Source organism: Flammeovirgaceae bacterium SG7u.111 (genome assembly GCA_034044135.1).
In the GTDB taxonomy this organism is placed as follows: Bacteria; Bacteroidota; Bacteroidia; order Cytophagales; family Flammeovirgaceae.
This window is the reverse complement of sequence record CP139021.1, coordinates 6,915,988-6,929,935: the sequence shown is the minus strand read 5'-3', so window position 1 is coordinate 6,929,935 and position 13,948 is coordinate 6,915,988. Positions and strand designations below refer to the sequence as shown.

The 13,948-nt window shown below is 39.6% G+C and carries 10 protein-coding genes; 3 read left to right on the top strand and 7 right to left on the bottom strand.

Annotated elements, in window-relative coordinates:
- The first annotated feature begins 544 nt into the window (after positions 1-544).
- The gene (gene amt / locus R9C00_26715) at positions 545-1,876 is read left to right on the top strand and encodes an ammonium transporter (protein WPO35292.1); all 1,332 of its coding nucleotides are present in this window, start codon (positions 545-547) and stop codon (positions 1,874-1,876) included.
- A 204-nt stretch (positions 1,877-2,080) separates the two neighbouring features.
- The gene (locus R9C00_26710; GenBank protein ID WPO35291.1) at positions 2,081-3,100 is read left to right on the top strand and encodes an outer membrane beta-barrel protein; all 1,020 of its coding nucleotides are present in this window, start codon (positions 2,081-2,083) and stop codon (positions 3,098-3,100) included.
- 318 nt (positions 3,101-3,418) lie between these two features.
- Here the strand turns inward: R9C00_26710 and R9C00_26705 are convergent, their stop codons facing one another.
- The 7 genes from R9C00_26705 to R9C00_26675 form a co-directional block, all read right to left on the bottom strand.
- Complete coding sequence (locus R9C00_26705; GenBank protein ID WPO35290.1) at positions 3,419-3,787, bottom strand: hypothetical protein; 369 nt, start codon at positions 3,785-3,787, stop codon at positions 3,419-3,421.
- A 165-nt stretch (positions 3,788-3,952) separates the two neighbouring features.
- On the bottom strand, positions 3,953-4,720 hold the full coding sequence (locus tag R9C00_26700) for a DUF3944 domain-containing protein (GenBank protein ID WPO35289.1): 768 nt from the start codon (positions 4,718-4,720) through the stop codon (positions 3,953-3,955).
- 450 nt (positions 4,721-5,170) lie between these two features.
- Entirely contained in the window at positions 5,171-6,448 is a 1,278-nt protein-coding gene (locus R9C00_26695) for an anthranilate synthase component I family protein (protein WPO35288.1), read from the bottom strand.
- 3 nt (positions 6,449-6,451) lie between these two features.
- Positions 6,452-7,033, bottom strand: coding sequence for a tRNA-(ms[2]io[6]A)-hydroxylase (locus R9C00_26690; GenBank protein WPO35287.1), 582 nt, complete (start codon positions 7,031-7,033; stop codon positions 6,452-6,454).
- Between the two features lie 162 nt (positions 7,034-7,195).
- A complete protein-coding gene (locus R9C00_26685) occupies positions 7,196-8,989 on the bottom strand; it encodes a penicillin-binding transpeptidase domain-containing protein (protein ID WPO35286.1) in 1,794 nt (597 codons plus the stop codon).
- Positions 8,990-9,147: 158 nt separating this feature from the next.
- Positions 9,148-10,380: a pitrilysin family protein gene (locus tag R9C00_26680; GenBank protein ID WPO38798.1), complete on the bottom strand. Its 1,233-nt coding sequence runs from the start codon at positions 10,378-10,380 to the stop codon at positions 9,148-9,150.
- A gap of 118 nt (positions 10,381-10,498) precedes the next feature.
- A complete protein-coding gene (locus tag R9C00_26675; protein WPO35285.1) occupies positions 10,499-11,491 on the bottom strand; it encodes a GNAT family N-acetyltransferase in 993 nt (330 codons plus the stop codon).
- Positions 11,492-11,840: 349 nt separating this feature from the next.
- On the opposite strand from R9C00_26675, the gene R9C00_26670 reads away from it, so the two are divergent.
- Positions 11,841-13,943, top strand: coding sequence for a SurA N-terminal domain-containing protein (locus R9C00_26670; GenBank protein WPO35284.1), 2,103 nt, complete (start codon positions 11,841-11,843; stop codon positions 13,941-13,943).
- The last annotated feature ends 5 nt before the right edge of the window (positions 13,944-13,948 follow it).

The following is a 13,948-nucleotide window of genomic DNA, read 5'->3' as shown; positions in this document are numbered from 1 at the left end:
TTTTTTGGTGATTGGTTAAAAAGGTGTATTCATGATAAATACGTATTAGTATTCAGTTTTTACCCTAATTAGGAAGCAATATATATTATGCGTATTTTATGAATAAAAAAGTAAGTATAAATACTGATATTAAAAATCTTTATTATTATTGCGCCACCATTAAATAAACCTGCTTAATTCATTAAATAATACGGAGAGTCTTTGCAAGGTGCAAGGGTTGCTGGAAAAAATGCTATTTTGATGAATCGTAAAGAATTAGCTAAAATTATATGTTATTTTTAATGTAAACTTTGTATTATTCATTAATTCGTAATAATTTAGCAGCATAATTTACAAACCTTACCAACAATCGACTGTTTTTTACTTGTTATTACACTAATCAAATAACTATCAACTTAACAATAGCAAGTACAAAAGTAAAACAGTCCTCACCCATGATAAACACTTGTAGAATAATTTAGCCCATATTTTGGTGGGTATAAATACGTAATTTCTTTTTCAGATATAGTGAATTATTATCATCATTTAAATCAATCAAACGCTTATGCTTAATTCATTTACCTTTATCGATGCGGTAAGCCCAATGCTTAGTGGAGGCTTGGGTCAGCTTGCAGATATCGCTGCGGCTTCTAGCGTCGCTCAGGAGGGAGTTGATACTACTCTTTTGACGGCGAATAACATTTGGATGCTTATTAGTGCAGCCTTAGTATTTATTATGTCATTAGGTTTTGCGACTGTAGAGGCAGGTTTCACTCAGTCAAAAAACACAGTGAATATTCTATTTAAAAATACGGTTGACCTTTGTATAGGTATCATCACTTATGCATACTTCGGTTTTAACTTGATGTACCCAGGCGAATTCAACGGATGGATTGGCTTTGCGGGATGGGGTCTTACAGCTCCTCTAGGTGCTGATGGAGGTTTAGACCTTGCTTATAACGGTGGTTATACTTATTGGACTGACTTCATTTTCCAAGCAATGTTCGCTGCAACTTGTGCTACTATCGTATCTGGTGCTGTTGCTGAGCGTATCAAAATCTCTGCTTACTTCATCTTTACTTTCTTCTTGGTAGGGTTTATCTACCCTGTACTAGGTAGTTGGAAATGGGGCGCTGGATGGTTAGACGCTTACGGTTTCTACGATTTTGCAGGTTCTACTATCGTACACTCAGTTGGTGGATGGGCTGCTTTGGCAGGTATCATTGTTGTTGGTCCTAGGGTTGGAAAATATGTTGACGGCAAAGTGATTGATAAACCAGGTTCTAGTGTGCCTTTGGCAGTTATCGGTGTATTCTTGCTTTGGTTAGGGTGGTTCGGTTTCAACGGAGGTTCTGTTCTTTCTGCTGATCCTGCATTGATTTCATTGGTATTTGTTACGACTACTTTGGCTGCTGCAGCTGGTGGTATTGGAGGTCTGATTGGTGCGTACATTACTTTTAAACGTCTTGATCTAGGTATGGTACTCAACGGTGTGTTGGCTGGATTGGTAGGTATTACTGCCGGTGCTGATCAAATGTCGCCTAACGAAGCTGTTATCATCGGTCTTATCTGCGGTATCGTAGTTGTATTCTCTGCGGTTGGTATGGACAAGCTTAAGCTTGATGATTGTGTGGGTGCTGTTTCTGTTCACTTGACTTGTGGTATGATCGGTACTTTGGCTGTTGGTGTATTTGGTCAAATGGCCAGTGGTGAGCAATTTGTAGCTCAGCTAGTTGGTGTGTTAGCTTACGGTGTTGTTGCTTTTGGAGCATCTCTCCTTATCTTCTTCATCCTTGACAAAACAATGGGTGTAAGGGTGACTGAGCAACACGAAATTGAAGGTCTTGATAGCCACGAGCACGGTATCAGGGGTTATACCATCACTTTCGACGAATAGTCCTCTCTTTCTTTTTAATATTCATTCAAACTTATCAAGGCAAGTACCTCGGTGCTTGTCTTGATAAATCCTATAAGCTCATTTAAAATGAGCACAGGGCATGAATTGCCTAAATAATAAAATCAAACTAGCTAAGTGCGGGGTAGCGCTTAAAGACTAACAAGCTGTCAAATTAAAATTTTCATTCATTAAAAAGACTAAGTTATGTTGAGAAAAATATTTACTCTCGGAATGTTGTTTTTGCTTTCTTTCTCATTTGTGCAAGCGCAGGAAGAAGAAGCTCCAGATTTGACTATTTCTGGTTCGGTTGATACCTACTGGAAATATGATTTTTCTGGAAACCCTAACATTCAAACAAGTTTTGCCAACGAGCAAAACTCAATTTCAATAGGAATGATCAACCTAATTGCTTCTCAAGAAGTAGGAAAAGCGTCATTTGTTGCGGATATTTCATTTGGTCCAAGAGGACAGTCTCAGTCTCTTATTAATGCTGGTGCTGATAACAATAGTTTCCATGTTCAAAACCTTTACATGTCATATGCCCTTTCTGAAAAAGTAAGCTTAACTGCAGGTTATATGGGTACTTTTGTAGGTTACGAAGTAATATCACCTGCTGGTAACTTCAACTACTCTACTTCTTACCTTTTTACAAGTGGACCTTTCCAAAATGCAGGTATCAAAGCTGATATTGCATTTTCTGATAAAGTAGGCTTGATGGTTGGTCTTTTCAATGACTGGAATATCTACCAAGATATGGATGGTGTTTCTGACATCGGAGCTCAACTATACTTAAATCCAGTAGATGGATGGGATGTGTACTTAAACTTCTTGACTGGACCATTTTCTGGTACTATTGTTGACTTAACTACAGGTTACCAAATTACTGATGCTTTCTATTTAGGGTTAAATGCAGCTGATTATACTTATGCTGATAGCGATGAGGGTGGATATACTGGTGTTGCTCTTTATCCTCAGTATAGTATTTCTGAAGCTTTTGGTTTAGGTTTAAGATATGAATATTTCATGACAAAAGAAGTGGAAAATGGTGCTGAGAGTGCATCAGTAAATGCATTTACTTTGACTGGTAGCCTAAAAGCAGGTCCTTTGACTGTTATTCCTGAGTTTAGACTTGATAGCGGAGAAGACGGTATGTTTATGGATAGTGATGCTATGCCTGCAAGCAGTGCTTCTCAGTTCTTGATCGGTGCAGTATATGCATTCTAAGAATTGAATATATAGAATTTATGGTGAGGGCTATTTCGAAAGAAATAGCCCTTTTTTATTGAAAAACTTGGGGCTTTGAGGTTCAGTAACTGAACATAAAAACTCGTGGTTTTGGACTGTTTCTTATTCCGTAATGCTTCGACTAGCCGTTCACGATAAAAAAACATTCCGTAGTATAGTATATGCAAGGATTTTTTACCTCGCCTAACGAAAAAATAACCTCGTCCAAATACACGTTTTCTTATTCCCAGCTACTTAAATAAAAAAAGAGATTGACTTAACGTCAATCTCTTTTTGTTTGTGATACTATAATTTTTACTAATTCATCATCTGTTCGGCTGGTTCTTCAACGGCAACCGATTGAATTTTTTTAGCCCTTTTCTCTAATACTTTGAGTTTCTGAAGCTTTGGAGAGTAGGTGTTTGAAACCACCAAGCTTTTTTTAATCGATAATTCCTCTTCCAACTTCATTATAAACGATTCAAGCCTTTTGATAGAGTTGTTAGTGACTATCAGGTCTCTATTTATACCCATAGGAAACTCGATATGCTCAAGTTGGGCTTTTTGCTGAACTTTACCCAATACCTTCTCTATTTGTTCGTACCTATTCTTTAGTTTTTTATTTTGATCAATCAGATACGCCATCACGGAAAGGAATGGGATCAACACTATTAGGACATAAAACATATTGATTTTTGTTTGTATGAAACCTCCAATCTGCATAATAAGAACTATGCATAGAAGTATTAAGTTTCGTTTGTTGCTTCATGCGAAGTTAACAAAGAAACAATATTACATCAATATTTAGTACCTGATAGACCGATAATCTTCATATGACTTTGCTCAGCGTACTTAAGCCGCTTGTAGTGTTTTGCCTTGCTCTTTGTAGATAATCCTTAAAAAAGCAATGTGTATAACAATAGGTACTAATATTTTATAATCGGGGCCAAAGAGGTCATGGATTAACCAAGTGAGGGTGAAAGCTAAGCCAATTGGCCCTGTAAAAGCTGTCAGCGCTTTACCAAACCATTTGCTTGCGCCTATTTTAAGGAATTTGAGTAATCCATATTTCAAGCTTCTATTAAAGGCAAATTTTGCCAAAGAACCTGTAAGAAGAGTAGCTATTAGTCTAGGGGTGATTTTTCCCAAAGTAATACTCCTATTTATTTCACTTATGAGCGAGCTTTTGGTATTGGCGTGCAAATCTACCTGAAATTGGTCTACCAATGCTTGTAGTTCTTCAAAGGTTAACCTTTCCAATGACTGCATCATTACCTTCGAAAGTAGCATGACCTCATTAGCCTCAGTGCTTTTTTCGTCCGAAAAGCTTACATTAAGCTTTTTGCATACCCTCTTTAAGATACTTCTATAGCTTACGCCACTGCCAGCAAATATATTAGCAAAGGCATGCCCTCCATAGATTTGGATTTCTCCAGCTATAAGGTTCCAATATTTTTTGTGTTGGGGGAAATGAGTCTTAAACCTGTCAAGATGCACCATTTTACTAGAGATTCTCTGTTTACCCCCTGATGTTTGCGTAAGCTGGTTTACCAAGAAGCCTAAGTCCTCATGGGTGCAAAATTTCAAAAATTCTAAGTCGCGGTCTGGTAGGTATGACATGGTTGAAATAGTTTAGGTTAACAGTTATTAACTATTATTCAATAATAACTCCCGTTTTTACTTGCTACCCGCAAGTTTCACCCTAAACCTTACACATGCCTTTATTGTCGACTCTCTGCATGCTTTTTTAAGCCTTCTTTGCAAAAAGCGGTCGTACTATACGTAAAATACCTATGATTACTATGGCGATGATTGCCCACTTCAATAAAAACTTAAAAAAGAAGAATATGATACTTAAAAGAACTATTGCAATTACTAGGTAGATGATCAATTTGGCTAAGTCGCTCATTTTTTAATTTATAACGTGATGGAAATTACAAGAAGAGTTTAGGTGTAAAGCCTATATGTAGCAGATACTCCAAAACAAAAGCAGATGTTATGTAAAATACATACTCGGCAAAAAATCTCGATAGAGGGAGTTTTAATAAAGAAACTGATGCATTTCTTACATTAAAGAAGTTTTCCGTCAAGCACCTTCATAATGGCTTTTGCCTTTAATAGACACTCTTCGTACTCCTTTTCGGGTACAGAGTCGTAAGTAATGGCGCTGCCTACTTGATAAGAGAGCTTGCATTTTTCAGCATCGTAAAATAAACTTCTTATTACCACATTAAAGTCAAAATTCTTGTCGGGACTTTGGTAACCCACAGCTCCTGAAAATAGCCCTCTTCTGCTGTCTTCCAGTTCTTCTATGAGCTGCATCGCTTTAATTTTGGGAGCACCCGTCATGCTTCCCATAGGGAAAGCATTTTTGATAGCCTGAACAGAGCTGCACTCTTTTTTGAGTGTGGCAGTCACGGTCGAGATCATTTGGTGGACTTGCCGAAAGCCATAAATACCAAAAAGTTCGGGAACTTTAATGCTTCCAGTTTGGGCACTTTTGGTGAGGTCATTTCGTACTAGATCAACAATCATCATGTTTTCTGCCCGCTCCTTCTCATCGTTTTTCAAGAAATTTTTGAGCCTTTCGTCTTCTTCAGAAGAGTTTCCCCTTCTTGCTGTGCCTTTTATAGGTTGCGAAACCAATTGCTTGCCTTCTCGTTTCAAGAACCGTTCGGGGGATGCACAAAGTAAGTACTGTTCATTGATTCGCAGGCAAGCTGCAAAGGGCATGGGAGATTCTTGGTTGAGCTTTAGAAAAGTTTCAACAGGATCGAGAGTGATGTTTTCCGCAAAAAACTCGATGCAGTAGTTTAGTTCGTACACATCGCCTTCTTCAATGTGCTGGCGAATTTTTTCAACTCGATTGAGGTAGCGCTGTCTACTTGTCCTTTGGTGGAAAGTGATTTTTTGGAGAGGTGTGAAAGGAGTGGTTGCAGTTTGCTGAATTTGATCAAAAACCTGTTGAGGGTTTTCTGCTTCTATAGTTACCGATTTTTCCCCAAAGTGGATCAGGGTTAGGGGGGTGAAGAAAAAAGCTTGGGGGAAATTGTGGAAAGCAGGGTTGTTGCTTTTTAGGTTTTCTATCTCATTTTTGAGGTCATAGCCCCAACAGCCAAATTTCCAGCCAGAAACTGAGTTGAAATAGCCATCTAATTGTTCAAAAACTTCCCCTCTTTCGGGTAGGAAAAGACTTTCAGCACCAACAGCCATTACTCGTTGAAAAGCTTCGTGAGGATAGGGAATGTGGTTATGATCGAAATAGGCGAAAAACCGAGATTTTTGTGCCCATTTCAAGGCTTTTTGCAGAAAGCCACTGTCTCCAATGTCAAACTCTTTTTTTTCCAAAGCTTAATGCATTCTGTCTCCCCTTGGTTCAAGGCTTTCAATAATTTGCTTTTCGTAGGCTAAAAATTCTTGCCAGCGAGCATCAACAGTTTCACGGTCTTGGTAGTTACGCGCTAAGGTGATGAAGGTAGTATAGTGACCAGCTTCGGAAACCATGAGTTCGTAGTAAAAATCTTTCAATTCTTTGTCTTCAAGATTCTGCCAAAGTAGTTTAAACCTTTCGCAACTTCTTGCTTCTATCATGGCTGAAATTAGTAGCCTGTCTACCAATCGGTCTTCCCAAGGTCCTCCTTTCCGCACTATTTTCATCAGTTCGTTCACATAATCGTCCTTTCTGGCTTTCCCCAATTTAAATCCCTTCTTTTTCATCATTTTGAGCACTCGGTCAAAATGCTCCCATTCTTCAGCTACTATGGGCGTAACGGTCTCTACCAAGTCTTCCAAATGAGGGTATTTGACTATTAGGGAAATACAGGTAGTGGCAGCTTTTTGTTCGCAAAAAGCATGGTCGATGAGAATTTCACCGATGCTTTTTTCGGCAATATTTGCCCACCTAGGGTCAGAAGGAAGTTTTAAATGCAACATGTGTATGAATGGCTTGGTGTTGAAAAAATATGTGCAAAAATAAGGGAAAAATAGTTTAGGGTTGAAGGTTTAGTCCCTAGAAGCTGTGTTTTTGAATATCTTCAAAATTCTTATGTGTTCCTTATAAGGTATTTCTTACCTAGAAAAAGGCAGCTTTAAGCTTTACTGCTCCATAAAGTTTCCTCTGAGAACATAGTTTTCCAGCCATTGTCTTTTTGGATCTACTTCGCCTTTTATGTATTGTTCTACCATAAGGCTGGCGATAGGTGCTGCCCAAGAACCTCCAAATCCAGCATTTTCAACATATACTGCAATGGCTATTTGGGGATTGTCGAGCGGGGCGAATGCCATAAAAATTGAGTGATCTTCCCCATGTGGGTTTTGCGCAGTTCCCGTTTTCCCACAGATTTTTATGTCTGGAATCTTGGCCATGCTAGCTGTATAAATTTCGGACATAGCTCGGGCTACGTAGTCGAAATAAGCATATTCTATTCCTGTTTGGTGTTTTTCAAATTGCATGGTACTGTCGCCAATGCTCTTTACCAAGTGAGGGTCTTTGTACCAGCCTCGGTTGGCAATTACGGCTGCTTGGTTAGCAAGCTGAAGCGGAGAAACAAGTAATTCTCCTTGCCCAAAGGCAATGGAATATACATTGGAAAGTCTCCAGTTTTTTATGTAGTAGTTCTTGTCGTAATATTCAGGTGAAGGAATATTTCCTCTACGAGCAAAAGGCAAGTCGATTTTGGGGGTAACGCCCAATCCGAATTTGGTCATTTGATCGTGCCAATGTTGTAAACCAAGGCGGGTGTCCTCGTCTTTGTCTTCCGATTTTCCAGTAAGAATCATCTTGCGGAAAGCCTGTACGTACCAAGGGTTACAAGAGTGCTGGATAGATCCGTAAGGGTTGAGGGGAGATGCGTGGTTGTGGCAGCCAACTAGGCTTTTATCGCAACCAAAATAGGTTCGTGCCGAGTCGAGCGTGCCATCTTGCAGACCTACCAAGGTCATAGCTGTTTTGAAGGTAGATCCAGGAGGATATACCGCTTGGATAGCTCGGTTGAAAAGGGGCTTGTTTGGGTCTCTTACCAGTTCTAAGTAATTTTTCCCCGCTGTTTTATCATCACCAGTAAGGAGATTGGGGTCGTAAGAAGGGAACGAGAGCATGGTGAGGATTTCGCCCGTGCTAGGTTCTATGGCTACAATAGCCCCTCGCTTGTTTTGCATCAATTTTTCTCCATATTGCTGCAGTTCCAAGTCGATGCCCGTTACCAAATCCTTCCCAATTTCGGGGATTGTATCAAGCTCGCCATTTTGGAAAGAGCCTTTCACCACGCCTCGTACATTAAGCATAACATAACTTACGCCACGAATGCCACGAAGCTCTTCTTCGTACTGTTTTTCCAGTCCACTTTTTCCTATCAAATCACCTTGGCGGTAATACTTAGAGGAGTCGGCATCCAAAAACTTTTTATCAACCTCCTTTACATAGCCCAGTGCATTGGCCAAGCTAGAATGAGGATAATCGCGCACAGTACGGGGAGAAGGATACAGGCCTGGGTAATCGGAAAGGCGGTCTTCTATTTCGGCAAATTTTTCCGTGGAAAGCTGCTTAATGAAAATAGAGGGTTTGATGCGGGAGTAGCGTTTGGCTGCATCTAGTTTTTCCCTCACAAACTCCAATTCTACTTCAAATATCTCGCAGAAACGAGCAGTATCTTCGATAGTAAACTCCTCAGGGATCACCATTATATCGAAAACGGGGCGGTTGCGAACTATTAGGTGTTCATTTCGATCGTAAATCATCCCCCTGAGCGGATATTTGACCAATCTGCTTACAATGTTTTGCCTAGCAGCCTGTCGGTAGTTGGTGTCGAACACTTGAACCTGCAAGAGCTTCACCAAAAAGATGATAGCAATGATGATAAAAGCAGCCCGTATGTATATCTGTTTTTCCAAAATAGGTTACCTCTTTTTTAGAATGGATTGGAATCAATTTTTTTGTTATCTAGACTAAAGATAGGGAATTTCTCTAATTTGTTGTTGAACAGACAAATTGAATATGAAGTTCGATTGGGAAACTAAGCTAAAAAGTGGGCATTAAATTTAAAATGTCTTTACTCAGGAGTGAAAACCAAGCTGCTTATTCTTTCTTCGGTGAGGATTTCATTTGCCATCTCCATAATTTCCATCGGGCTTACCGATTTGATTTTATCAAACACACTGTTCAGTGTTTCGATGGTATTGAGGTCCAAAATGCTTTTGCCCATCATGAGCATGAGGCCAATGTTGCTTTCTTCGCTCATGGCGAGCTGTCCCATTATCTGCTGCTTGGTGGTATGGAGTTGCATAGTGCCCAAAGGGACTTCTCTTAGTTTTTTCAGCTCTTTGTTCACCAACTTGATGCAACGCTCCAATGTTTTCGCCTCAGTGGCGAAGTAAATGGAGAAAAGTCCTGTGTCTTGGTAGGCGTGCATGCTGGCATCTATGGCATAGACAAACCCGTATTTTTCTCTGATAGAAAGGTTCAACCTAGAATTCATTCCCGGACCGCCAAGCAAGTTTACTAGCATGAAAAAAGGAATTCTTTTTTCATCGTAAAGTGAGTAAGAAGTTGTGCCAATGGCGCAGTGGGCTTGGGAAATAGCTTTTCCAACAAAAAGGGTTTTAGGGGAAAAGTCGTTAAATAATATGCGTTTTCTGGGAGCTTTGAGATCAGGGATATTTTCAAAATATTTTGATACAATTTTTACCACCTTACTCATGGGGAGTGCACTCACCGAAGAAAATACGATTTTTCCTGTGTCGATATTCTCTTTTATGAACTCATCAAACTGCTCTCGGGTAAATCCGTTTACGCTCTCTTTTGTACCTAAAATATTTTGTCCAAGCGGATGTTCTCCGAAGATTACTTCGTCAAAATCATCTTGGATGGCATCTCCCGGATCGTCGAGGTACATAGACATTTCTTCCAAAATTACCCCTCTTTCTTTCTCAATTTCCTTTTCAGGAAAAGTAGAATTGAAGGTGATATCGGTCAAAAGTTCAACAGCTTTTTCAAAGTGATTATCGAGCAACGACGCGTAAAAACAGATTTTCTCTTTGGTGGTATAGGCATTTAGCTCGCCACCAACAGACTCGACTCTGTTTAAAATATGATAAGCTTTCCGCTTTTTAGTGCCTTTAAAAGCCATATGTTCCCAAAAATGGGCAATCCCCACCTGGTGAGGCTTTTCGTCTCGGCTGCCAATATCTAAGAAAAAGCCACAGTGGGCTATTTTTGTGTGTGGTACTTGCTTATGCACCAACCGAATGCGGTTGGGAAAGACATATTCCTCATAGTCAGTCATTCGCAGGTTTTCCTTGTCTTTCGTGATTGTCTTATCCATTATTTCTAAAAAACAGTTTGCAAAAGTACGGCCAAACCTAAGGGAACACAAGAAAAGCTTGAAGTTTCGGTAGTTGCTATCACTTTTTATTCAAGGAGTTAAAAATTTCGCTACTATTTTTCAGCTCTTGCGGGAGCGGCTGGAGGTTTATTTCGTAGATGTCATGTTGCCAAGGAATCGTTCCCCAGCCTTCTTTCCATTCAAAAAGCCCTTTGTCTATTTCAAAACCGTTTCGAGTATTGCTCACGCCAAAGCTAAAATAGTTGAAGCCCTCATAATGTTTGATCAGGTGGAAAAAGAGGAAATCTAAAGCATTGCTGGCTTTTCCCTCAGCCGTGGAGGCGATGTATTGGGCATGTGCTGTTTTTTGATGTTGGAAAATGACTGTTCCTCCTAAAATTTCACCTTTTTTCTTTGCTACATAAAGCTTGATGTGATCGGGGAAAAGTTTTTTGAGATACAGGATTTCTTTAAGACTATGGACAGGTTCTTTGCCATACCGTTCTTGGAGGTTGCCGGAAAGAACTTCCCAAAAGTCTTCCCAGTTTTCCGATACTTTCCAAATTATTCCTTGTTTTTGAGCCTTTTTTACTCCTCTCAAGCGCCTTTTTTGAATTTCTCCTGAGTTTTGTAAATCTATTATTTGGCTCATTTCCCTGAGAGTAAGCTTCGCATTGGTACAAAAAAGTGGGTACTGATCGTAGAGTGCAGGTGAAATATGGTAATAGGAGGGGAGTTGTTTGTAAATCAATTTTTCAAAACCTCTTTCTTTGAGATAAAAAAGGCTACTGATAAATGCGTGGTAGGCAAGTTGAGCGGAAATCCCGTTTTCAAACACCATTCCGCCATAGCTCAGCCCTTGGTGGGAATAAATATTGAGTTTCGATATGTTTGCTGGTAAAACAGCAATTAGCTTTTCCTGATTCCACACCGTAAGAGAGTAGTCATCAAAGCGGTGTTGGTGGTACTCTATAAAGTCTCTTTTAAGGATAAAAGTCGCTCCATTGGCTTCAGCAACCAATTTGTCCCAGACTACTTTATTTTCTTTGGAATATAGTTTTACTACAATCATATAAATACTGAGAGTCTTTCTTGGTTATACAGGACTCATTTTTTGGCGATTCAAATTTTTTAAATGTTACCATTTCCATACAAAGAAAGCGGAGAGTATCGGGTTTCGAAAGTACTCACTGCCCAAGGTAATGAAGTCTTGATTGCTCTTGTATTCTAAATGCTTCATTATAAGAAAGAAAAGTACATAGGAGAAAGTAGAACTTGAGATACTGAATGCTTGTACGTCTATCTATGGTTATTCGGCAATTTTATGTAGCTTTGCATTCCTTAAATTTAGAGGGGATACTCTCTACATAAATTGTTGGGATAAGAAATAGATATATCAAAGACGTAATTTTTAAGTAGTAATGGCTATTATAACTAAAATCAGGGAAAGATCAGGATTAGCTGTAGGTATTGTGGCAGTGGGCTTGATCCTATTCTTGGTAGGTGGAGATTTACTCTCGCCTAACTCGGTTTTCCTAGGAAATAACAAAAGAATAGTAGGAGAGATCGCTGGTCAGGAGGTTTCTTTCGAAGAGTTTAGCGCGGAAGTGGAAAGGCTGCGAAACAATTATGCAATGGCTACAGGTCAGCAACCTAATGAGGCTCAGATGCCAGGCTTAAGGCAAGAAGCTTGGAATCAGATGATTTTCAAAATCGTTTACCAAGAAGAGTTCGAGAAATTAGGGATTGATGTGACCGATGAGGAAATCATTGACATGGTACAGGGAAACAACATCCACCCATCTATCGCTCAATTATTTACCAACCCAGAAACTGGTCAGGTAGATAGAAACATGATCGTGAACTTCTTGAGGAACATGAACACCTTTCCTCCACAAGACCAAATCTCATTCAGAAACTTCGAGCAAAACCTTCGTCCAGATAGGCTAAGGTCAAAATATGAAGCACTTTTGGGCAAAACATATTATGCAACTACTGCCGAGGCTAAGAAGGAATATGAGGCGCAAAACTCAACTGCCGATATTCGCTACGTGTACGTTCCTTATACATATATTCCTGATTCTTCGGTAACGGTTACCGATAGCGAAATTGAAAGCTATTATAACAAGAATAAAGAAAAATATGAAAGAGAGGCTAATCGTGCTATAGAGTACGTGGTTTTCCCAATAGAGCCTACTCAAGACGATATCGAAGATCAAAAAAATGCATTGGAGAGGTTGAAAACTCAGTTTGAAACTACCGAAGACGATACAGCTTTTGTAGAGGCAAACTCAGATGTAAACAATAACTTCAACTCATATACTCCAGGTCAGCTTCCTGCTGAGTTGGACGTAGCATCTTTAACCGAAGGTGGTGTTTATGGACCTGTTCGTAGCGGTGAGTCTTTCATGCTTTACAAAGTTTTGAGTATTGTAGAAGATACGTTGGACTATGCAAAAGCAAGCCATATTTTGATTCAGTTTGAAGGTGACGATAAAGCTGCGGCAAAAACTAAAGCTCAAGATGTATTGAACCAGATTAAAGGCGGCGCTGATTTTGCAGTAATGGCAGCTCAGTACGGTTCAGATGGAACACGTACTCGTGGTGGTGACCTAGGTTGGTTCGATGAAAACACAATGGTTAAGCCATTCAATGATGCTGTGATGAAAGCTACTTCGCTTGGTTTGTTACCAAATTTGGTTGAAACCGAATTTGGTTACCATATCATTGAAGTAACAGGTTTGAAGACCAATACGAAATACAATATAGCAAGTGTCCAAAGCGATATTGCTCCTAGCTCTGAGACTATCGATATGATCTACCGCAAGACAATCAATTTCGATGTAGCGGAAAGTCGTGATGACTTTATAGCTGCAGCAGATAAAGATTCAACTTTGATCCGTTTCCAAGCATTGACTATCGGTCCAAATGCTAGAAACATCAACAACATTACTGAGTCTGGCGTAAGGCAAATTGTTCGTTGGGCTTATGATGATGAGACTGAAGTTGGAGCTGTTTCTGAAGTATTCAGCCTTGATGAGCAATATATTTGTGCTAACCTTACTGCTAAGCGCGAAAAAGGTCCTGCTAAGTTGGATGACGTAAAAGATGAAATCCGCAGGGAGCTTGTCAAAGAAAAGCAAAAGGAACAGATATTGGCTAAGTTCGAAGGAATGACAGGTGCTGTAGATGATATGAGAACTGAATTTGGAACTGGAGCTTTGGTAAGTACAGGTACAGATATCACGTTCAACACTACTGCACTTCCTATTGCAGGCTTTGCCCCAAAAACAATTGGTAGAGTATTTAGCATGTCATTAGGAGATACTTCAGAGCCAATTGCAGATGAAAATGGTGTGATAGTATTTGAAGTAGATAGGATGGATAGAGCTTCTGAAGCTGCTAATTATGCATTATACAAGCAACAGCTTGAGCAAAATTACGCCCGTACAGTATCTTTTAAAATTGCTCAGGCAATGGAGAAATTTGCCGATGCTGAGAATGAGCTTTATAAATATTACTAAGAACT

Coding starts and splice junctions, on each gene's coding strand:
- R9C00_26690 (WPO35287.1), bottom strand. CDS start 7,033: ATGTTGCATTTAAAACTTCCTTCTGACCCTAGGTGGGCAAATATTGCC.
- amt (WPO35292.1), top strand. CDS start 545: ATGCTTAATTCATTTACCTTTATCGATGCGGTAAGCCCAATGCTTAGT.
- R9C00_26710 (WPO35291.1), top strand. CDS start 2,081: ATGTTGAGAAAAATATTTACTCTCGGAATGTTGTTTTTGCTTTCTTTC.
- R9C00_26675 (WPO35285.1), bottom strand. CDS start 11,491: ATGATTGTAGTAAAACTATATTCCAAAGAAAATAAAGTAGTCTGGGAC.
- R9C00_26705 (WPO35290.1), bottom strand. CDS start 3,787: ATGTTTTATGTCCTAATAGTGTTGATCCCATTCCTTTCCGTGATGGCG.
- R9C00_26670 (WPO35284.1), top strand. CDS start 11,841: ATGGCTATTATAACTAAAATCAGGGAAAGATCAGGATTAGCTGTAGGT.
- R9C00_26700 (WPO35289.1), bottom strand. CDS start 4,720: ATGTCATACCTACCAGACCGCGACTTAGAATTTTTGAAATTTTGCACC.
- R9C00_26680 (WPO38798.1), bottom strand. CDS start 10,380: ATGACTGACTATGAGGAATATGTCTTTCCCAACCGCATTCGGTTGGTG.